Source organism: Vibrio sp. UCD-FRSSP16_30 (assembly GCF_001676025.1).
GTDB lineage: Bacteria > Pseudomonadota > Gammaproteobacteria > Enterobacterales > Vibrionaceae > Vibrio.
The window spans coordinates 38,585-60,125 of the sequence record NZ_LZFW01000006.1 but is presented as its reverse complement, the minus strand read 5'-3'; the positions used below and the strand labels follow the sequence as shown (position 1 = coordinate 60,125).

Annotated in this window: 18 protein-coding genes; 8 read left to right on the top strand and 10 right to left on the bottom strand. The window is 42.6% G+C overall.

Annotated features, from left to right (window positions below; all coding sequences use genetic code 11):
• Positions 1–62 precede the first annotated feature (62 nt).
• From A9260_RS05015 to A9260_RS04990, 6 genes are all read left to right on the top strand, one after another.
• Entirely contained in the window at positions 63–353 is a 291-nt protein-coding gene (locus A9260_RS05015; protein WP_068696811.1) for a co-chaperone GroES, read from the top strand.
• Between the two features lie 59 nt (positions 354–412).
• Positions 413–2,059: a chaperonin GroEL gene (groL, locus tag A9260_RS05010; RefSeq protein WP_068696809.1), complete on the top strand. Its 1,647-nt coding sequence runs from the start codon at positions 413–415 to the stop codon at positions 2,057–2,059.
• A 363-nt stretch (positions 2,060–2,422) separates the two neighbouring features.
• Positions 2,423–6,334, top strand: a complete 3,912-nt coding sequence (gene pulA / locus A9260_RS05005; RefSeq protein ID WP_068696807.1) for a pullulanase-type alpha-1,6-glucosidase — start codon at positions 2,423–2,425, stop codon at positions 6,332–6,334.
• Positions 6,335–6,494: 160 nt separating this feature from the next.
• The gene (locus A9260_RS05000) at positions 6,495–7,931 is read left to right on the top strand and encodes an ATP-binding cassette domain-containing protein (RefSeq protein ID WP_068696806.1); all 1,437 of its coding nucleotides are present in this window, start codon (positions 6,495–6,497) and stop codon (positions 7,929–7,931) included.
• Positions 7,932–8,033: 102 nt separating this feature from the next.
• Positions 8,034–9,626: an ABC-F family ATPase gene (locus A9260_RS04995; RefSeq protein WP_068696805.1), complete on the top strand. Its 1,593-nt coding sequence runs from the start codon at positions 8,034–8,036 to the stop codon at positions 9,624–9,626.
• Between the two features lie 176 nt (positions 9,627–9,802).
• A complete protein-coding gene (locus A9260_RS04990; protein WP_068696803.1) occupies positions 9,803–10,366 on the top strand; it encodes a VC2662 family protein in 564 nt (187 codons plus the stop codon).
• Positions 10,367–10,419: 53 nt separating this feature from the next.
• On the opposite strand, the gene epmB is transcribed toward A9260_RS04990, so the two are convergent.
• Positions 10,420–11,442: an EF-P beta-lysylation protein EpmB gene (epmB, locus tag A9260_RS04985; RefSeq protein ID WP_068696801.1), complete on the bottom strand. Its 1,023-nt coding sequence runs from the start codon at positions 11,440–11,442 to the stop codon at positions 10,420–10,422.
• 33 nt (positions 11,443–11,475) lie between these two features.
• Between epmB and efp the strand changes: the two genes are divergently transcribed.
• Positions 11,476–12,042 carry an elongation factor P gene (gene efp / locus A9260_RS04980; protein ID WP_068696798.1) on the top strand — a complete coding sequence of 189 codons (567 nt, stop codon included), beginning with the start codon at positions 11,476–11,478 and terminating at the stop codon, positions 12,040–12,042.
• Positions 12,043–12,114: 72 nt separating this feature from the next.
• Here efp and frdD read toward each other — a convergent pair whose 3' ends face one another.
• From frdD to frdA, 4 genes are read right to left on the bottom strand one after another with little or no spacing between them, the layout of a single operon-like run.
• On the bottom strand, positions 12,115–12,477 hold the full coding sequence (gene frdD, locus A9260_RS04975; RefSeq protein WP_068696796.1) for a fumarate reductase subunit FrdD: 363 nt from the start codon (positions 12,475–12,477) through the stop codon (positions 12,115–12,117).
• Between the two features lie 10 nt (positions 12,478–12,487).
• Positions 12,488–12,871 carry a fumarate reductase subunit FrdC gene (gene frdC / locus A9260_RS04970; protein ID WP_068696794.1) on the bottom strand — a complete coding sequence of 128 codons (384 nt, stop codon included), beginning with the start codon at positions 12,869–12,871 and terminating at the stop codon, positions 12,488–12,490.
• A complete protein-coding gene (locus A9260_RS04965; protein WP_068696792.1) occupies positions 12,871–13,608 on the bottom strand; it encodes a succinate dehydrogenase/fumarate reductase iron-sulfur subunit in 738 nt (245 codons plus the stop codon). Before A9260_RS04965 ends, frdC begins: the two co-directional genes overlap by 1 nt.
• Positions 13,608–15,431, bottom strand: coding sequence for a fumarate reductase (quinol) flavoprotein subunit (gene frdA / locus A9260_RS04960; protein ID WP_068696790.1), 1,824 nt, complete (start codon positions 15,429–15,431; stop codon positions 13,608–13,610). The genes A9260_RS04965 and frdA overlap by 1 nt, the downstream gene beginning before the upstream one ends.
• Before the next feature lie 223 nt (positions 15,432–15,654).
• Here frdA and epmA point away from each other — a divergent pair, with 223 nt between their 5' ends.
• Positions 15,655–16,629, top strand: coding sequence for an elongation factor P--(R)-beta-lysine ligase (gene epmA / locus A9260_RS04955; protein ID WP_068696788.1), 975 nt, complete (start codon positions 15,655–15,657; stop codon positions 16,627–16,629).
• Here epmA and A9260_RS04950 read toward each other — a convergent pair.
• The 5 genes from A9260_RS04950 to A9260_RS04930 all read right to left on the bottom strand — a co-directional run bounded on the left by A9260_RS04950 (position 16,626) and on the right by A9260_RS04930 (position 21,529).
• A complete protein-coding gene (locus A9260_RS04950) occupies positions 16,626–17,513 on the bottom strand; it encodes a DMT family transporter (RefSeq protein WP_068696786.1) in 888 nt (295 codons plus the stop codon). The genes epmA and A9260_RS04950 overlap by 4 nt on opposite strands.
• A 98-nt stretch (positions 17,514–17,611) precedes the next feature.
• A complete protein-coding gene (locus A9260_RS04945; protein WP_068696785.1) occupies positions 17,612–18,331 on the bottom strand; it encodes a glycerophosphodiester phosphodiesterase in 720 nt (239 codons plus the stop codon).
• Between the two features lie 102 nt (positions 18,332–18,433).
• Positions 18,434–19,849, bottom strand: coding sequence for an SLC13 family permease (locus A9260_RS04940; protein ID WP_068696783.1), 1,416 nt, complete (start codon positions 19,847–19,849; stop codon positions 18,434–18,436).
• Between the two features lie 177 nt (positions 19,850–20,026).
• Positions 20,027–20,539, bottom strand: coding sequence for a ribonuclease E activity regulator RraA (gene rraA / locus A9260_RS04935; protein WP_068696781.1), 513 nt, complete (start codon positions 20,537–20,539; stop codon positions 20,027–20,029).
• Positions 20,540–20,626: 87 nt separating this feature from the next.
• Positions 20,627–21,529: a 1,4-dihydroxy-2-naphthoate polyprenyltransferase gene (locus A9260_RS04930; RefSeq protein ID WP_197485250.1), complete on the bottom strand. Its 903-nt coding sequence runs from the start codon at positions 21,527–21,529 to the stop codon at positions 20,627–20,629.
• Positions 21,530–21,541: the final 12 nt, after the last annotated feature.

The window sequence follows — 21,541 nt, the reverse complement described above, 5'->3', positions numbered from 1 at the left end:
ATTCTTCACTAGCCAAGAAACGGCAATCATTTGTTAGAAACATTATTTAGGAGAATCAATCGATGAATATCCGTCCATTACATGATCGAGTTATCGTTGAGCGTCAAGAAGTTGAATCAAAATCTGCTGGCGGCATCGTGTTAACTGGTTCTGCTGCTGAGAAATCTACTCGCGGTAAAATCCTTGCTGTCGGTAAAGGTCGCATTCTAGAGAACGGCACTGTTCAAGCTCTAGACGTTCAAGTTGGTGACACAGTGATCTTCGCTGAAGGCTACGGCACTAAGACTGAAAAGATTGATGGAAAAGAAGTTCTTATCATGTCTGAAAATGACATCATGGCAATTGTTGAATAAGTCCCCATTCTCTGAATCAACAACTAAAAATAGAATCGAATTTAGAAAGGAATTAAAAAATGGCTGCTAAAGACGTTAAATTTGGTAACGACGCACGAATCAAAATGCTAGAAGGTGTCAACGTTCTAGCTGACGCAGTAAAAGTAACGTTAGGTCCTAAAGGCCGTAACGTCGTTCTAGACAAATCTTTTGGTGCACCAACGATCACTAAAGATGGTGTATCTGTAGCGCGTGAAATTGAACTTGAAGACAAGTTCCAAAACATGGGCGCACAAATGGTTAAAGAAGTAGCATCTCAAGCAAATGATGCTGCTGGTGACGGAACAACAACTGCAACAGTACTTGCACAATCCATCATCACTGAAGGCCTAAAAGCGGTTGCTGCGGGCATGAACCCAATGGATCTTAAGCGCGGTATCGACAAAGCAGTAATTGCAGCAGTTGAAGAGCTTAAAACACTGTCTCAACCATGTGCAGATACTAAAGCTATCGCTCAGGTTGGTACTATCTCTGCAAACTCTGATGCAACTGTCGGTAACATCATTGCTGAAGCAATGGAAAAAGTTGGCCGTGACGGTGTTATCACTGTTGAAGAAGGTCAGGCTCTACAAGATGAGCTAGACGTAGTTGAAGGTATGCAGTTTGATCGTGGCTACCTATCTCCTTACTTCATCAACAACCAAGAAGCAGGTTCTGTTGATCTAGAAAGCCCATTTGTTCTTCTTATCGATAAGAAAGTATCAAACATCCGTGAGCTTCTTCCTACCCTAGAAGCGGTTGCTAAAGCATCACGTCCACTGCTTATCATCGCTGAAGATGTAGAAGGTGAAGCACTGGCAACACTGGTTGTAAACAACATGCGTGGTATCGTTAAAGTTGCTGCTGTTAAAGCACCTGGTTTTGGTGACCGTCGTAAAGCAATGCTTCAAGACATCGCTATCCTAACTGGCGGTACTGTGATTTCTGAAGAAATCGGTCTAGATCTTGAAAAAGTGACTCTAGAAGACCTAGGTCAAGCTAAGCGCATATCTATCACTAAAGAAACATCGACTATCATCGATGGTGCTGGTGATGAAGTGGCAATCAACGCTCGCGTATCTCAGATTCGTCAGCAAGTTGAAGATGCAACTTCTGACTACGACAAAGAAAAACTTCAAGAACGCGTAGCAAAACTTGCTGGCGGTGTTGCTGTTATCAAAGTTGGCGCAGCAACTGAAATTGAAATGAAAGAGAAAAAAGACCGCGTAGAAGATGCTCTACAAGCAACTCGCGCAGCGGTTGAAGAAGGCGTAGTTGCTGGTGGTGGTGTTGCTCTAATTCGCGCTGCATCTAAGCTAACAGAGCTTACTGGTGACAACGAAGAGCAAAACGTCGGTATCCGCGTTGCTCTACGTGCTATGGAATCACCAATTCGTCAAATTACAGCAAATGCTGGTGATGAAGAATCTGTAGTAGCAAACAACGTTAAAGCAGGCGAAGGTAGCTACGGCTACAACGCAGCAACTGGCGAATACGGCGACATGCTAGAGATGGGTATCCTTGACCCAACTAAAGTAACTCGTAGCGCACTTCAGTTTGCAGCCTCTGTTGCTGGTCTTATGATCACTACCGAAGCAATGGTAACTGATAAGCCACAAGGCGATGCACCAGCAATGCCTGATATGGGCGGCATGGGTGGAATGGGCGGTATGCCTGGCATGATGTAAGCACATCAGTCACCTTTAAATTAGAAACGGGAGCCTASTAGGCTCCCGTTTTTTTGTGGGTTAAAAACAGCATTCAAGCACAATGTGTGAGGTGGCAATGATGATTATGCTAATCGGGGTATACAAGAGGGCGTACATCGCTACTTTTGGGGCGTAGCGACTCAGCGTACAAACATTGAGTGCGATAATATTTTGTATGCCTGCAATGTGTGACCGTATTCTTTTATCTTCTTATGTGTTTGTTTTTAATGGTTTTGTTTGGGTTTAATCACGTTATGTAGTTTGAGTTCTTCACTAATATGTCCGTCTATCAAGAGCCAATCTTGAATGTAATCATAATAAGAACGACATAGAGGAAGGAAGATGAATTTTAACGTGAATAAACTGGCGAAGGCGACTATGCCGATGCTAGTCGCCGCTTTACTCTCTGGGTGTGGAGACGATACCGTCTCTCCTGACAATCCACCTATCCCTGATGATACTCCTGGCAATGAAGCCCTTTATCCACCGCAAGCTGATGAAGTTGTTATCTATTATAAGCGTGATGGTGCTGCAGAAAGTGACTATGACGACTGGGGTCTGCACTTGTGGAATGGTGAGGGTTGTACCAGTACTGACTTAGAAGACATGGGTATCAGCGACTCTGGTACTAGCTGGGCTGAACCTTACCTAGCGACTGGTTTTAATCGAACTTACGGTGCTTACTATGTCCTGAAAGTGGATGAGTTAGCGTCTGATCCACATGAATGTATGAACTTTATCCTGCATAAGGGTGATGAAAAAGGCTTTGGCAGTGCTAATCACAAAGTACAGCTCACGCAACTTGGCGAAACTCGTAGCTTATTTGGCTTCCATGGCAGTAGTGAACTTTATTATGAACCTATTGCTGAGCGACCAACTGCCATTGATGGGCAAAAAGCACATTGGTTAGACAAACAAACTATTGGTTTGGAAGCGGCTGCACATGCCGAAAAAGTAGTACTTTATTATTCACCAACCAACAGCATGACTCTTGATGTAGAGTCTAAAGATATTGTTGGTGGAACGTCGGTTGCTTTGCAAATCGAAGGCAGTTTAAGTGATGAGCTTAAATCGCGTTTCCCACACCTTGCTGGGCTAACGGCAACGCATATTAATGTTGAAGATACTACGTTAAATAAGATATTAAAAAGTCAGATTATATTAGCGACCTACAATGAAGAAGATAAACTAACGAGTTCAACTGAAATACAAAAAGCCGGTGTATTGGATGATGTATTTGTTCGTGAGGGCGCAGGTAATGCTATTTCACAACAGCTTGGTGCTATCGTTAATGACTCAACTACAGTATTCAAACTTTGGGCTCCAACAGCTCAGAATGTCGATCTTTATATTTATAACTCAGCTAAAGAACAGATTAAGCAAGTTCCATTAACTGAGAACATGCAAACAGGTATCTGGGAGTCTGACGAAGTACTCGATGTTGTAGACCAGTTTTATCGCTATGAAGTAACGGTGTATCACCCAACCACTAAGCAAATTGAAACAGTGATGGTGACGGACCCTTATTCTTTAAGTGTCTCCGCTAATTCTACCTATTCTCAAGTTGTCGATTTAGATAACGATCCGGATCTTAAACCAGATAATTGGGATAACTACGATAGACCAGAAACGCCTAAAAACAGTGATGGAGAGTACTTAGATGAGTTTCATGTACTTTATGAATCGCACCTGAGAGACTTTAGTTTCAGTGATAGCAAGGGAACGGCAAGCCTCAACGGAAAATACCTTGCTCTTACTGAACAAGATCGTGAATCCGTTAGTCACCTTAAGGATCTTCAAGCGGCAGGCTTAAACACTCTCCACATTCTTCCAGCCTTTGATATTGCCACCGTAAATGAAGAAGAAACCGTTGATATAAATGATACTGTCGGCGATCTTTGTGACATTAGACCAAGCGCAGTCGTGTGTGATGTTGAGGATTCAAACGCTACTTTAGATAGCGTCTTACAAAGCTACGATCCTACCACTGACCAAGTACAGCTTCTGATGAACGATTTACGTGATTTAGACAGCTTTAACTGGGGATATGACCCATTCCATTATACGGTTCCAGAAGGAAGTTATGCGACCAATGCTGATGGCTCTGCCCGCGTGAAAGAGTTTCGTGAGATGGTTAAAGCCACTCATGACATGGATCTTAAATTGATTATGGATGTGGTTTATAACCATACCAATGCTTCTGGTACCAATGATAAGTCAGTATTAGATAAGATTGTCCCTGGCTACTATCACCGTTTAAATGTGAATACGGGTGGCGTAGAAAACTCAACTTGTTGTGACAACACAGCAACAGAGCACTTGATGATGGGTAAGCTAATGATTGACTCATTAGTGACGTGGGCAAAAGATTATAATGTGGATGGATTCCGCTTTGATCTCATGGCTCATCAACCTAAAGATCTCATGATTGAAGCGCTAGAAGAAATCCGCAAAATTCGTCCTGATATTTTGTTCTATGGCGAGGGATGGGACTTTGGTGAAGTTGCCAATAATGCGCGTTTTGAGCAAGCAACCCAAATTAATATGGCCGGAACAGGTATAGGTACTTTCTCTGATCGATTGCGTGATGCTGTGCGTGGCGGTAGCCCATTTGATGGCGACGGTACTGGTTTGCGCAGAAATCAGGGTTTTGCTAATGCAGCCTATCCAAATGAACGTCGAGCAATGAGCGAAGAAGAAACTGAAGACCTATTACATAATCAAGATTTAGTGCGCTTGGGTATGGCGGGTAATTTGGCGGACTTTATTCTAGTTGATTATGCAGGTGCGACTCAAAAGGGAAGCAGTATTGACTACAACGGTGCTCCTGCCGGTTACACACAAGATCCTTCAGAGAATATTTCTTATGTCTCTAAGCATGATAACCAAACGTTCTGGGACAACAATGCCTATAAATCGGCAAAAGATGTACCTTCAGATGAGCGAGCGCGTATGCAATCGCTTGGTTTATCTATTGTGATGATGGGGCAGGGTATTCCATTTATCCATATGGGATCGGAGCTACTTCGTTCTAAATCAATGCAGCGAGATTCTTATGACTCTGGCGATTGGTTTAATCGAGTCAAATTTGATGGCTCAGATAATAACTGGAACGTTGGATTACCTCGTTTTGACAAAGATGGTGCAAATTGGAATTTAATCTCTGAAATTATTGCCGATAGCACCAACGAACCAAGTGTCCAAGATATTGAACTGGCGAAGCAACAATTTATTGAGTTACTGCAAATTCGTAACTCTAGTGAACTGTTCTTACTGAGTTCCAAAGAAGAGGTCATGAAGCGTGTCGATTTCCGTAACGTAGGTGAAGGGCAAACCCAAGGCCTAATCGTTATGTCTATTGATGATGGTATTTCTGCCGGTAAGGATCTTGATCCAAATAATGATGCGATTGTCGTTATCATTAACGCTTCGTCAGCAGCACAAAGCTTTGATATTGAGGGAGTGACAGGTTTTGAACTTCACGATGTTCATGCAACCTCTGCCGATTCAATTGTGAGTACTGCAACATTCTCCGAGGGAACGTTTGTTGTTCCTGCATTAACCACTGCTGTGTTTGTTCTGCCTCAGAGCGACTCACAAGGTGAGGGTTTAGCAGTTGTTGAAAAAGATCAGGATTTACCACCGTTTGGCGCATCAACTGTTTATATTACAGGTAACTTCCCTATGGCATCTTGGGATCCTGCAACTATAGAAGTACCTTATTTAACCAACGGTGTGTATAGCACCAAATTGGCTTTAAGTGAAAATGCTGAGTATAAATTTACACTGGGTGATTGGGATAGTGCCATTGGCTGTAGTGATGAAAACTGCTTAGTTGAAGTCAATGAAATGGGAATGTATGAGTTTGCCTTAAACGCGACTGATACGGCTAATCCTGAAGTTCTGGAGGCTAAACTAGTTGAGAGTTACGTGGATAAAGAGTGGTATATCCCTGGTTCAATCTCCGGTGATTGGGATCATTCCGATGATCGTAAAATGGTTTTTGTTGAGGAAGATGGAGTAGTTGTGTCGTTTACAACAGGCGAACTAACTGCGACAACAGGCTATGAGTTTAAAATCACGTGTGGTGATTGGGGAGAATGTGAGCATGGATTTACCGATGTCTCTATTGCCAGTGATTCACTAGCGATTGATGAAAATGGTGGCAATATTCGGTTCACTCCGGAAACCACAGCTGCTTATAAAGTGACTTTCGACTTTTTAAGCAAAGCGCTTTCTATTCATCAGTTGTAGAGACATTGACAACCTATCTATGATTATTTATCGATAGGTTAGCTCTCCTAAAACCAAAGCATCACTTATTTAAGTGGTGCTTTTTTTATGTTTGTCAGTGACTAGTCTTATCCCAAAATATCTTGCACACTAAGCTCATCGAAACAGTTAGAGAACAATGATGCACATACAGAAACTTAAATACAAAGATGGCATGGCGGCGCTATCAATAGCGGATTGGCATATTGAGGCGGGGCAACACTGGGGGATCTTCTCATCACAAAGCCAGTGCTCAGCGCTCATTGTTCAGTTATTAAGTGGTGAGTTAAGTGCTAACTCAGGTGAGATCTCTGATAGCCCTCAACGCATTGCCTGTGTGTCTTTATTGCATCAACAACGTTTGTTAGAAGAAGAAATTGCCAAGGATGAGACCGATTTTCAAGACAGTATTGATTATGGGTCAACGGTAGAACAGCTAATTTCTAATATGGGTTGTTCTCAATCAGAGCTTGATGATGTGATTGATAAAACGGATTTACAAGCTCTGCGTCAACGTCCGTTTCGCCAGTTATCTACCGGTGAAACAAGACGTGCAATGCTTGCTCGCGCTTTAGTCACTAAACCTGAGTTATTAATTTTAGATGAGCCATATACTGGTTTAGATAAAGATCATCGATTGGCGCTCAGCCAATTGCTTAATCGTTGCGCTCAACAAATGCAGTTAATCGTCATTACCTCTCGTGAAGACGAATTGCCTGCTTGCATTAGCCATGTGGCGCTGTTTGATCATCACTCTTTAACTCAAACCATGACCTTAGATGAATGGCATAATCACCCGATTAAGCAACACATCAAGAAACTGTCGCAACAAAAAGGTGGCGGTGTATTTGAGTTAATTGAATCTTATCATGAGCAGAAGACGCTTCATGACCCACTTATCGATATGAACAATGTCAAAGTGGAGTATCTCGATGGTGTTATTTTCAAAGACTTTAATTGGCAAGCCAAGATAGGTCAGCACTGGCAGATTCGTGGTCCCAATGGTTGTGGGAAAAGCACCTTGCTGGGCCTAATTATGGGGGATCACCCTCAGTGTTATAGCAACGACATTACTGTGCTCGGAATGAAGCGTGGTTCTGGTGAAAGTATTTGGGACATCAAAAAGCAGATAGGCATTGTTTCATCGGCGTTGCATCTGCAATACCGAGTCAATTGCAGTTCATTGGATGTGTTGTTATCTGGCTTCTTTGACAGCATTGGCCTGTATGAACAGCCGAGCAAAAAACAAATCCAAATTGCTCAGCAGTGGCTAAACGTTTTAGAAATGAGTGAATTTGAAAAAGTCGGTTTTAAAACCCTTGATTATGGACAACAGCGTTTACTGCTCATTGGCCGAGCTTTAATTAAGCAACCTGCATTGTTGGTGTTAGATGAACCCTATCAAGGACTAGACTACATTAACCGTAAGTTGGTGTTCTTTGTTTTAAACCGTATCGCAAAGACCAACATGAGCCAGTTGTTGTATGTGACGCACTACGCTGAAGATTCATTAGAGGCCATCGAGCATTTTATTGATTTTGAGCCGGTTAATGAAGGTCATCGTTTGGTGGTTAGCTAGTTTTTATCTATAAAGATATGGGCTAGTTCAAACTTTACTGGCTATTTTTAGCGCAAACGAGTACCTTTGCGCGGTTAAATTCTCAATGCATAAGGGTCTGGTTTGATTTCCACAGCTAATATCACTCAACAATTTGGTGCTAAGCCACTATTTGAAAACATTTCGGTTAAATTTGGCGAAGGTAATCGCTATGGTCTGATCGGTGCAAATGGTTGTGGTAAGTCCACATTCATGAAGATCTTGAGCGGAGAGCTTGAGCCTTCAGGTGGTAATGTTAGCTACGATCCAAACGAACGTGTAGCGAAACTAAACCAGGACCAGTTTGCCTATGAAGAATTCACTGTTATCGATACAGTTATCATGGGCTTTAAAGAGCTATGGGCTGTAAAGCAAGAGCGTGACCGTATTTACTCATTGGCAGAAATGAGTGAAGAAGATGGCATGAAAGTGGCCGACCTTGAGGTTGAGTTCGCTGAAATGGACGGTTACATGGCAGAAGCAAAAGCAGGTGAATTGCTTTTGGGTGTGGGTATTCCTGAATCACAGCACTTTGGCCTAATGAGCGAAGTTGCTCCTGGTTGGAAACTGCGTGTGCTTCTTGCGCAAATTCTATTTGCTGACCCGCATATCATGCTACTTGATGAGCCTACCAACAACTTGGATATGGACACGATTCGCTGGTTGGAAGAGACGTTAAACCAACGTAACTGCACCATGATCATTATCTCGCATGACCGTCACTTCCTAAACTCTGTATGTACGCATATGGCCGATTTAGATTACGGTGAGCTTCGTCTATACCCAGGTAACTACGACGAATACATGACAGCGGCAACGCAGGCTCGTGAGCGTTTATTGTCTGATAATGCGAAGAAGAAAGCGCAAATTGCTGAGCTGCAAACTTTCGTATCTCGTTTCTCTGCAAACGCATCAAAAGCAAAACAAGCCACCTCTCGTGCTAAACGTATTGATAAGATCCAGCTAGATGAAGTAAAAGCATCAAGCCGTCAAAACCCATTCATTCGTTTTGAGCAATCTAAAGAGCTATTTCGTAATGCATTGATTCTTGAAAACCTAACTCAAGGTTTTGAAGATGATTTATACACTAACTTCAATGCTATTTTTGAAGTCGGTGAGCGCGTGGCGATTATTGGTGAAAATGGCGTGGGTAAAACAACGCTATTAAACACACTAGCAGGTGCTATTGCTCCTCGCGGTGGTGAGTATAAATGGTCAGAAAATTCAAACATTGGCTATTACGCTCAAGACCATGCGCATGACTTTGAGAAAGATCTCAAAGTATTTGATTGGATGGCGCAATGGCGTCAAGAAGGCGACGATGAGCAGGTTGTACGCAGCTTCCTTGGTCGTATGCTGTTTGGTCAGGACGATATTAAGAAATCAGTTAAAGTTCTTTCTGGTGGTGAGCAAGGTCGTATGCTACTAGGTAAGATCATGATGCATAAACCTAACATCCTATTAATGGATGAGCCAACTAACCACATGGATATGGAATCTATCGAGTCTTTGAACCTTGCGCTTGAAAACTACAAAGGCACTTTGTTCTTCGTTTCTCATGACCGTGTTTTTGTTGACTCACTGGCAACACGTATCTTGGAAATTAAAGACAATCAAATTATCGATTTCCGTGGCACTTACGCTGAGTTCTTAAAATCTCGCGGTATTGATGCCTAAAAACGTCGATTTTTACTGAAGTTGATTATAAACCTCTGCTAATGCAGAGGTTTTTTTTTATTAGTGGTTTAAAAAGTCATATTTTATATGCAATAAGTTTATTTTGTTTTATGCTTAATTTTACAGGGTTTGCATATCAAACCAGTTAAGTTATTCACAATAAGATGGATTTTAAAATGAAAAAACGACTATTAGCACTAACAGCTGCGGCGGCACTTGCTTCTCCATTTGCAATGGCAGATAGCACACCTGTTATGTTTTCTTCGATTAATGGCTTTAATGCGCCAAATGCTAACTCTGTTGGTGGTGTTCGTCTTTCTGTATTGCACGGTCAAGTAACGGAAGTAACCGGTCTTGATATCTCAGTATTGGGTATGTCAGAGCGTGATAAAATGACTGGGGTAAACTTAGGTATTTTCTTTGGTGGTGCTAAGGTTAACAAACAAATGACAGGTGCAGCCTTCGGTTTGTTTAACTGGATGCCGGGTAATACAACGGGTGCTAACATCAGTGCTGTGAACATTACTAACAATGTTAAAGGTCTAAACTTGGGTCTTGCAAACTACTCTGAAGGCAAAACCGTAGCGGATGTTGCGATTGCAAGTATCTCAAAAACTTCGACTTTCCAGCTAGGTATCTTTAATAAGACAGACAAAATTGAAGGTGTACAAATAGGGCTTATTAACTGTGCTGATAACGGTTTCTTTAAGTGTTTCCCTATTGTGAACTTTGCTAAGTAATCCGCAATAACAATATATTGAATCTGGCGAGGGCTAACCTCGCCAGATTTTTTTTATTCTAAATGTAAGTCTAATGGCGTTTTACTGCCTTTTCCGCCCACTTCTCGAGTCAGGGTAGGCACTAAATATCCTGATACTTCCGTCATTAGCTCCGCGATTAATGCTTTCGCTTTTTCATCACTAATATGGAAGTGCGCAGCGCCTTGTACCTTGTCTAGTACATGCATGTAATAAGGTAATATCCCAACATTAAAGAGTTGCTCGCTAAGTTGTGTCAGCGTCGCGACATCATCATTAATTCCCTTTAGCATGACGCTTTGGTTGAGTAGCGTCACGTTGCTTTGCTTTAACTTCGACATTGCGGTTGTAAGTTCACGGTTAATCTCATTAGGGTGATTAATGTGAGTGACTAAAACAGTATTTAGCGATGTTTGTTTTAGCATTGAGCACAGTGCTTCGGTCACTCTGGCAGGGATAACCACTGGTAATCGAGAGTGAATACGCAATGTTCGTACATGCTCAATTTTTTCTATTTGTTGTATTAGCCATTCCAATTCATGATCTTTTGCCATCAATGGATCGCCACCAGAAAGAATCACTTCATTTATCTGTGGATGCTGCGCGATATATTCTAGGTTTTGTTGCCAGATGGACTTGGAACCCTTGTTATCTTCATAAGGGAAGTGACGGCGGAAACAGTAGCGACAATTGACCGCGCAACTGCCTTTTAAAATTAGAAGCACTCGGCTTTTATACTTGTGCAGCAAGCTCGGTTGTTGGTTTCCTTGCTCTTCTAGAGGATCGGTTGTAAAGCCAGCCACTTCATTAAATTCCGCATCAACCGGCAATACTTGCATCAAAAGCGGATCATTGGGATTGCCTTTTTCCATTCTCTCGATAAAGCTTATAGGGACTCGCTGCGCAAAAAGTTTGCGTGCTGATAAACTATTTGCACAATCTTGAGGGTTAATATCAAGCATTGAGAGCAATTTGCTTGGATCTGAGATCCCATTCGCCAGTTGTTGTAACCAGTTTTGTTCAACAGATACAGGTTTTTGGGTTATTATATGCGGCATTAAAACATACTCTAAGAATATAAAGAGGAAAAAATGGCTACTGTAAGTACCAATGAATTTAAGGGCGGTTTAAAGTTCATGCTCGATAACGAGCCATGCTCAATTCTAGAAAATGAATACGTTAAGCCAGGTAAAGGCCAAGCGTTTAACCGCGTTAAAGTTCGTAAATTACTGTCTGGCAAAGTTCTAGAGAAGACATTTAAGTCAGGTGAATCTTTTGAGCTTGCTGACGTTCTGGATGTCGACCTAGATTATCTATATTCGGACGGTGAATTCTACCACTTTATGAACAGCGAAACATTTGAGCAAATTGCAGCTGACGTAAAAGCGGTTGGTGAGAATGCTAAGTGGTTAGTTGAGAATAACACTTGTATGATCACTTTGTGGAATGGTAACCCAATTGTCGTTACTCCACCAAACTTTGTTGATCTGGAAGTTGTTGAAACAGATCCTGGCCTAAAAGGTGATACTCAAGGTACTGGCGGCAAGCCTGCAACACTGGTTACTGGTGCTGTAGTTCGCGTACCTCTATTCATCTCAATTGGTGAAATTGTTAAGTGTGATACACGCTCTGGCGAATACGTTGGACGTGTAAAATAATCGATTGATTATTCTGCATTAAAAAAGGCCGCTGTTCGATAAGAACAGCGGCCTTTTGTTTGTTAGCTAAAGCTAGACCATAAATACAAACACAACCGCAAGGCCGCTTAGAAACGCTGCTATAAAGTAAGCTGCAACTTTTCCGGTAGTGCCAGTATGGAATTTAAGATCGTGCATTGCGTGATGGATACGGTGCATTGCGTGCCACATAGGTAGTGCAATAGTACCGATGACAAATAGGCCACCAATAATGCTGGTTACAAAGGTAGACACACGTTCGTAACTCATAGCGTGTGCATCAATAATGCCTAACGGAACCAGAATACCTAGAACAAAAATGGTCACAGGAGTGATCATGGCAAACCATGAACCACCAGCACCAAACAGTCCCCACCATACGGGTTCGTCTGAACGTTTTGGGTTTTTGTTAATCACATTCGACTCCTTATACAATGACGAGAACAATTAGAGAGATAAAAGCAACCACTGCCCATTGCGCCAGTACGATTGTCTTTTTATCGACAGCCTTACCTTTAAAGCGCATAGGCATAACTTGAGGCATCATGCTAAAGAACGTTTGCGCATGAAATAAGCTACCCAGCAGTGCCAAAATATTAATAATGATCACAACAGGGTTCGCCATAAACTCTAGCCAGCTTGCCCACGCTTCAGGACCTTTAACCAACGAACCTAGGCCAAAAGTAATGAAAAGGGTAAACAGAACCAAAGGAAGAACCGTTGCTTCACGCAGCATATAGAAGCGGTAAAAAGAATGATCTTTCCACCAGGTGCGATTCATCTCGCGAACATAGGGTTTACGATTGCTCATTACGCATCCTCCGGCTTCAACATCGCAATAACAAAGTCTTTTGAAGATTCAATTTTGCCTTGGTTTACCGCACCAGCAGGATCAACGCTCTTTGGACATACAACAGAGCAGTAACCGACAAAGGTACAGCCCCAAGCGCCGTTCTCACCATTGATAAGCTCCATACGCTCTTGCTTACCGTCATCACGGCTGTCTAGGTTGTAACGATGAGCCATAGTCAGTGCCGCAGGGCCTAAGAAATCTGGGTTTAAGCCAAATTGAGGACAAGCTGCGTAACAAAGACCACAGTTGATACAAGCTGCAAACTGCTTATAGCGAGCCATTTGCTCAGGAGTCTGGATATTCGTTCCATCTTCTGGCGTGCGGTCGTTACCAATGATGTAAGGTTTAATCGCTTCTAAACGCTCAATAAATGGCGTCATATCTACGATTAAATCTTTTTCGATTGGGAAGTTTGCTAAGGCTTCAATTGTTAGGCCGTTAGGGTAGTCACGTAGGAAGGTCTTACAAGCAAGTTTTGGTACTTGGTTAACCATGATGCCACATGAACCACAGATCGCCATACGACAAGACCAGCGATAAGCTAAGTCTTTATCTAGGTTATCCTTGATGTAGCTAAGCGCATCAAGTACTGACATTGTGTCATCAAATGGTACGTCAAATGTTTGCAAGTACGGCTTTGAATCTTTTTCTGGGTCGTAACGCAGAATATCTACTTTTTGAATTCGAGCTGGCATTACTCTTGCTCCTCTGCATTATTTGCAGCATCGCTGGCTGCTTTTTCTTCTGCTGCAGCCGCAGCTTCAGCTTCAGCTCCGTATAAACGAGCTTTTGGTTGTGATTTAGTGATGGTCACAGAGCTATAATCGATGCTTGGTGCATTGTTTGGTTTGTAGAAAGCTAATGAGTGCTTCAAGAAGTTTTCATCATCACGCTCAGTACAGCCTTCATCAAGACGCTGGTGCGCTCCACGAGACTCTTTACGCAATAATGCGGAGTGAGCCATAGCTTCTGCCACTTCCAGCCCGTAGCCAATTTCAATGGCGTACAGCAGGTCAGTATTAAATACCTTACCTTTGTCTTTAATGCTGATTTTTTTATAGCGTTCTTTAAGCTCGGTTAGCTTATCTATGGTTTCTTGCATCAAGTCTTCACTTCGATAGATACCACAGCCAGCTTCCATCGCATTACCCATTTCGGTACGGATAGTTGCCCAGTTTTCGTCGCCTTCTTGATTCATCAATGCGTCGATGCGAGCTTCAACAAGCTCAACTTGAGCTTGAATAGCGTCATCATCCCAGCCTTTAAACTCAGAGGCATGCTTAACGGCTTCTTCACCGGCAACGCGACCAAATACAACAAATTCAGCTAAAGAGTTAGAGCCTAAACGGTTCGCGCCGTGCAGACCAATAGAAGCACATTCACCAACGGCGAATAAGCCTTTAATGCGAGTCTCACAATTTGGATCAGTTTCAATACCGCCCATGGTGTAGTGAACCGTTGGACGAATTGGAATTGGCTCTTTAGCAGGGTCAACGTTGACGTATGCTTTGGCTAATTCACAAATGAAAGGTAGACGCTCATGTAGGTACTCTTCACCAAGATGACGTAGATCCAGATGAACAACATCCCCTAGAGGGTGTTTGATGGTGTTGCCTTTTTGTTGCTCATGCCAGAATGCTTGCGATACTTTATCGCGAGGGCCAAGCTCCATGTGTTTATTCTTAGGCTGTCCGACTGGAGTTTCAGGTCCCATGCCGTAATCTTGAAGGTAACGATAGCCATCTTTATTGACGATGATACCGCCTTCACCACGACAACCTTCGGTCATCAAAATACCAGTGCCAGGAAGACCCGTTGGGTGATATTGAACAAACTCCATATCACGAAGCGGAACACCATGACGATAAGCCATTGCCATGCCGTCACCGGTTACGATACCACCATTGGTGTTGGTGTGATAAACACGACCTGCACCGCCAGTTGCAAGAACCACTGATTTAGCTTTGATAGTAACTAATTCGCCTTCTGCCATATGGATGGCAATCAGACCTTGAACTTCATTATCGACAACCAATAGGTCAACAACAAAATATTCATCAAAACGCTTTATTTGTGGATATTTAATCGAAGTCTGGAAGAGGGTATGTAGCATGTGGAAGCCAGTTTTATCGGCAGCAAACCAAGTACGTTCTACTTTCATGCCACCAAAACGACGTACATTAATTTCGCCATTTTCTTTACGGCTCCATGGGCAGCCCCACTGCTCCATTTGGATCATTTCACGGGTCGCGTTTTTGACGAAGTATTCAACCACGTCTTGTTCGCAAAGCCAGTCGCCACCACCAACGGTATCATTGAAGTGATTATCTAAGCTGTCTTCATCTTTAACGACAGCGGCAGAGCCTCCCTCAGCAGCCACAGTGTGTGAGCGCATAGGGTAAACTTTGGAAATTAACGCAACTTCTAATTCAGGGTTTGCTTCTGCTGCTGCGATAGCAGTTCGAAGACCGGCACCACCTGCGCCGATTACCGCGATATCTGTGTGTAGTACTTTCACAGTATCCTCCAGAGTGTAGGCAGACTTTCCTGCTTATAATTTTGATAGACAAGATTGTTACGAGCCATTCTATGGGATACGCGCTTCGAAAAAATTGATTTATCTAATTATTTCGAATGTTTAATGTGAAAAAATCTAAAAAGAGCAGGGAGTGTGATCGTTATCATGCCAAAATAGGCAGTGAATTAGAGATTATTATTCAACTTATTTCAGGTGTTATTTTATGACTACTCTCAACTGGCAGCCCTCTGCCCAATTATCATCGTTAAAAAAACGAGCCGATATCATCGCTAAAATTAGGCAGTTTTTTGCTCAGCGAAATGTAATGGAAGTGGATACACCCGCAATGAGTCATGCCACAGTCACTGATGTTCACCTGCATACTTTCCAAACTCAATTCATTGGTCCGGGATATGCTGACGGAAAACAGCTGTATTTTATGACTAGCCCTGAATTTCATATGAAGCGATTGTTGGCCGCGGGAAGTGGCTGTATTTATCAGATTGCTAAAGCCTTTCGCAATGAAGAAGCAGGGCGTTATCACAACCCTGAATTTACGCTATTAGAGTGGTATCGCGTCGCGTTTGATCATCATGATTTAATGGACGAAATGGACCAGTTATTGCAGTTGGTTTTAAGCTGTGACAAAGCCCAGCGCATCAGTTATCAAAACGCCTTTATATCAGTGTTGAAGGTGTGTCCTTTAGAATCTTCGATGGCACAACTCAAGTTAGTTGCTAAAGAGTTAGGTCTTGCTGATATTGCCGAACCAGAAGAAGATAGAGATACCTTATTACAGCTATTATTTAGCATTGGGGTTGAAGCAAAAATAGGGCTAGAAGCGCCAGTATTTGTGTATGACTTTCCCGCTTCTCAAGCTGCGTTAGCAAAGATTAACGCGAAGGATAGCCGTGTCGCTGATCGCTTTGAGGTTTATTATAAAGGCATCGAACTCGCCAATGGTTTTCATGAGCTTGATGATGCCGATGAACAATTACAACGTTTTGAGCAGGATAATGCCAAGCGTCTGCAAATGGGCTTACAGTCTCAGCCGATTGATTACCATTTAATAGACGCTCTGCGTCATGGATTACCTCATTGCTCAGGGGTGGCATTAGGCATTGATCGATTAATTATGCTTGCGTGTCAGCAAGCACATATTGATGATATTACGGCTTTTCCGTTTTCGAGAGCTTAGCTAACGATAATGCCAGTACCTACCACTGCTAATATCGCGCCATACCATGCGTAACGATTAGGGCGCTGTTTAGTGATAAGCCAAAGCAGTGGCAGAACCATTATTGGGGTGGTAGAAGACAGCAGAGCTACCATTCCCACATTCCCTTCTTGTAGTGCGTATAAAATCAGAGTCATGCCTACGGCCATGGCTAAAAAGCCATTTAATGCGGTAATGGCAAAAATTCTGAGGTTGATCGGCGACTTAGGTTTTGCCAGCTTGGCACCGGTGAACAAAAACAGTGAGTGAGCCAAAAATGCTGCGATCATTCTTATTGCTGAGGCGGCAATAGGGTCGACACTGGTTTGCATGACAGGTTTGGCAATGATGCCACCTAGCGCCTGACACAGTGCGGCAAGTAGGCCAATAGCAATGCCTATATTCATTTTACCCTTGAGTGATTCCCAGTCATGTTGCTCGGTTTGTTTTCGGCCAAAGAAAATCGCAATCACAACCCCGGAAAAAACCAGTATCGCGCCCAGCAATTCAGGTCCCTGCCATTGTTCGTTAAACAGCCAGTAACCAATCACCGCCGAGAATACGGCATGACAAGAAAAGAGTAATCCTGCACGTCGTGGGCCCATACGGTTCATACAAGCAAAAAGAGCGGTGTCACCAATGAATATGCCAATAAAACCAGATAGGGCCATTGGCGCGACGTGTCCTGACGTTACTGTGCTCCATCCACCAGTAAAGGCGGCCATGGCAGTCAGCATGACGGCGGTACAGCCCATGCGCCATCGGCTATAGGCAAAAGGACCTAAATGACGAGCAGGTTTGACTGATATTAGGCTAGATATTGCCCATAAGAAGGCTGCGGCGAGAGCCAACCATTCGTATCCCATGATGCACATTGTGGTTGATGATAGATAACCTCAATATGCATCATATTATACTGATTATAAACCCTTGAATTAAGATAGATTACAGGGGCTATCTGCCTTTAGCGCCAGTTTTTATGTTGGGTTGTGGTGGTAAAAAAGTAATTAACCGCTTCATTTGGATTATCACAAAATATACCATCGACACCCATGGTGCTTAATCGCTTCCAATCTTCTTCTCGATTGACGGTATAAACAAAGACTTTTAACCCTCGTTTTTTTGCATCATCGACAATTTCACCATCAATGACATCCAGATCGATATTAATACTATAGGCGTTGAGCTCTTGAGCAAATTGACACAATCCAATCGGCTTATTTGCTGTTAATGCCGCAAGTTTAAATTCTGGACGTTGACGATTAAGCTCTGCTAACCAATGGTGATTAAATGATGAAATCAGTAATTGGTCAGCATTAAAGCCACACTCATTGATGGCGTAATCAAGATGCTCAAATAAGGCGGTCATATCATCAACCCCTTTGAGCTCTATATTAAGCGCGCAGCGACCGGATAGATGTCGTAGCACCTCTTTTAAGGTGGGGATGGTTTCCCCTTGGCCTGCATCAAGCTCTTTGAGGCCTTTAGCTGAAAACCAGCTAAGAGGACCGGAACCATTAGTGGTGCGATTCACCCAGCGATCATGAATCACCCAAAACTCACCTTGATGTTGATGAATATCCAATTCTATTGCTTTCACCCCTCCTTCTAATGCATTTTCAAATGCAAGTAGCGTATTTTCAGGGTGGGTACTCCTTGACCCTCTATGGGCTATGACAAACATAACTTCTTCCTTCTAAAATAAAATTTGGTACCTTCTACATCCAGATAAAACCTATATGAGAGAGTGGTTTACGTTAATAAAAGCTTTAAGTTAATAGAAATCCTAAGTTAATAAAAACATAGCAACGTAAACCAGTGCCAAACCAACTATGCCAAGAATAATCCCAGTTTTTGCCATATCTTTGCTTTCAATAAAGCCGGTGGAATAGGCGAGTGAGTTAGGTGGTGTGGATACAGGTAAGATCATACCAAGTGATGCAGAGAAGGCGACAACCACAAGTAATCCTTGTAAGCCTCCTACTGATACTAAGCTTGGCATTGATGCACCTATCGCAGCTGCAATAGGCATGAGTAAGTTTGCGGTTGCGGTGTTGGACATAAAGTTAGCCATCAGCCAACAAATGATGGATAGCGTAATAACAACTGCCACAGGCGATAGGCTTTGATAATCAATAGAGTGAGCAAGCCCTTTGGCAAGTCCCGTTTTGTCTAATGCCAGTCCGATGGCAATACCACCTGCAACCAACCAAAGTACATCCCAGTTAATTTGTTTGATCTCTTTTTTGCCCATAATGCCGGTCAGAGTAAATACCGCCAGAGGAATGACCGAGACAACATAGGTATTCATGCCATGAAGTTTGGTGGTCATCCAAAGCACTATGGTTAAAGCGAAGGTGACATAAACCACTATAGCCTGCCAAGATTTAAGGAATTTACCCTCTAATGAAAGAACCATTTTATCTTCTGATGAGGGGAACAGTTTTTGTAGCAAAACCCAAGCAATAGCTAATTGAATAATGACAAATGGTAGACCGAACATCATCCAACTAAGAAAGTCGATGCTGTTCTCACCTGTGAGATATTGTAAGGCAATGGCATTGGGCGGCGTACCGATTGGAGTGGCAATACCGCCGGTATTGGCGGCGATTGGTATACACAGTACCAGTGCCTTAATACCAAGATCACCAGGTTTGGCAGAGGCAACAATTGGCCCTAACAGAGCAAGCATCATTACGGTTGTGGCCGTGTTTGACATAAACATCGAGAACACAGCGGTAATCAACATTAGACCTAACATGATGAACTTAGGTTGCGTGCCAAATGGCTTTAATAACACTCGCGCTAGGTTGTTATCCAATTGATATTTAGAGGCAGCAATGGCAAGCGCAAATCCACCCATAAACAAGATAATAATGGGAGATGAAAATGAGCCTAATATATCGGTATAAGGAATCAGTGTGCCAAATGCTTCATTAGCATGATCGAGGCGTAAGATGTTAAGCCCTCTGTCTGATAAGAAAATCAATTCAAGGGTAATGATTAATATGGAAGTGGCGAACACAGGAACAGGTTCAAGTACCCAAAGCAGGGCAGACATGATGAAAATAGCCAATAGACGATGCTGAACGACACTAAGATCGTGAATCGGAATCCAAGCACTTGGCATTAAGAGTATGAGTATTGGTATAAGGATACAAACAGCTAACTTAGCTATTTGGCTCTTGTTTTCTTTGGTCATTCCACCGCTTCCTTTGTTCGTAGAAGAGGAAGATTATCTGAAACTTATTGCAAGTGTTTGGATGTTAGGCAATTATTTTACCAATACTGGTGATTATTCGAGTTTGCTTTGTTTTTAATCAAAAAAAGCAGAGCGAATAACTCGCTCTGCTTTCTAAATTTGTTCAAGGGAGAAGGGTTATTCTACATCGCCTTCTTCAATTTCAAAGTTTGTATCTAAGGGCTCTTGAGATAAAATAATGCCCGTATTATCCGCATAGAGGTAATCTTCTGGTAAGAAACTCACACCACCAAAGTTTACCGGGACGTCAGTTTCACCGATATCTGTTTGGCTTGCACCAACAGGAATAGAAGCTAATGCTTGAATACCGATATTCATGTCTTCTAGTTCATCCACTTCACGGACGGAACCATAAACAACAATACCTTCCCATTCATTATCTTCGGCAATAGAAGCTATTTCAGCATCGATCAGCGCTCTTCTTAATGAACCACCGCCATCAATAAGTAATACTCGACCTTGCCCATCTTGCTCAAGAACAGAACGTATCAGTCCATTATCTTCAAAACACTTGATGGTGGTTACCTGACCTGCGAATGATGCGCGGCCACCAAAGTTGCTAAACATTGGTTCTACGACATCAACCTGATCTAAGTAGACATCACACAGGGCTGAAGTGTTGTATTCCATAATCAGTGTCACCTTCTAAGTTAGTATTTCTATGCTTGAGTATATCTTGCAATGGCAATTGAAAACGGATGCCAGTTAACTTTTTTACTAAACAATAATTGCCAAAGAAAATAATAGGTTAGCAATTAAAGCCAGTTTTACCACATCGGCCATCAGCGGAGCTATCGCTAAGCTGTCTTTCGCGTTATGTAGAGCACGCAAATGTAAGAAGCTAGGTACTAAGATAATCATAGTTATCAGTAAGCTCAATAGGCTGAAATGATTATTTAATATGAAGGCGAAGTAGGCTAGCCATGCGATTGATATTAAAGACGCGTGATATAACTTAGCTTTAGGTAAGCCTAGCCGAACAGCCATGGTGGTTTTACCAAAAGCTTGGTCATTGTCTAAGTCACGCATATTGTTCACGTTTAATACCGCCACGGCCAGTAAGCCTGTGGCGGTTGCTGGTAAAAATAAGTCGGCTGATATGCTGAGTGTATGCAGATAAAATGTGCCACCGACGCCAAGCAAACCAAAGAACACATAAACAGCAAGATCACCTAAGCCCATGTAGCCATATGGTCGGTTGCCTACGGTATACGCGATTGCACAAAATATGGCTAACACACCTAAACCAAGAAAAATCATAATATCGGTTGTGGTGGTTAATGATGTTAGAATAAGAGCCAGTCCAGCAGCTAAACTCAAAATAGAGCAGGCTGTCATTGCTATTCTCATTTGTTTGCTACTTATCTCACCAGACTGTATTGCCCTTGTTGGCCCAAGCCTATCTTGATTATCGGTTCCTTGCTGAGAGTCACCATAATCGTTGGCAAGGTTTGATAATATTTGTAGCAAGGTTGCGGTTAGCAATGAAAGTAAGCTGACACTCCAAGAAAAATGCTGGTGGGTGTAGGCTAAGCAACTCCCTGTAACAATGGAAGTTAAAGCCAGTGGCAATGTTTTAGGTCTAGCGGCTGATAGCCAATGAGAGATAGACAAAGTAATAATAGCTTTTAC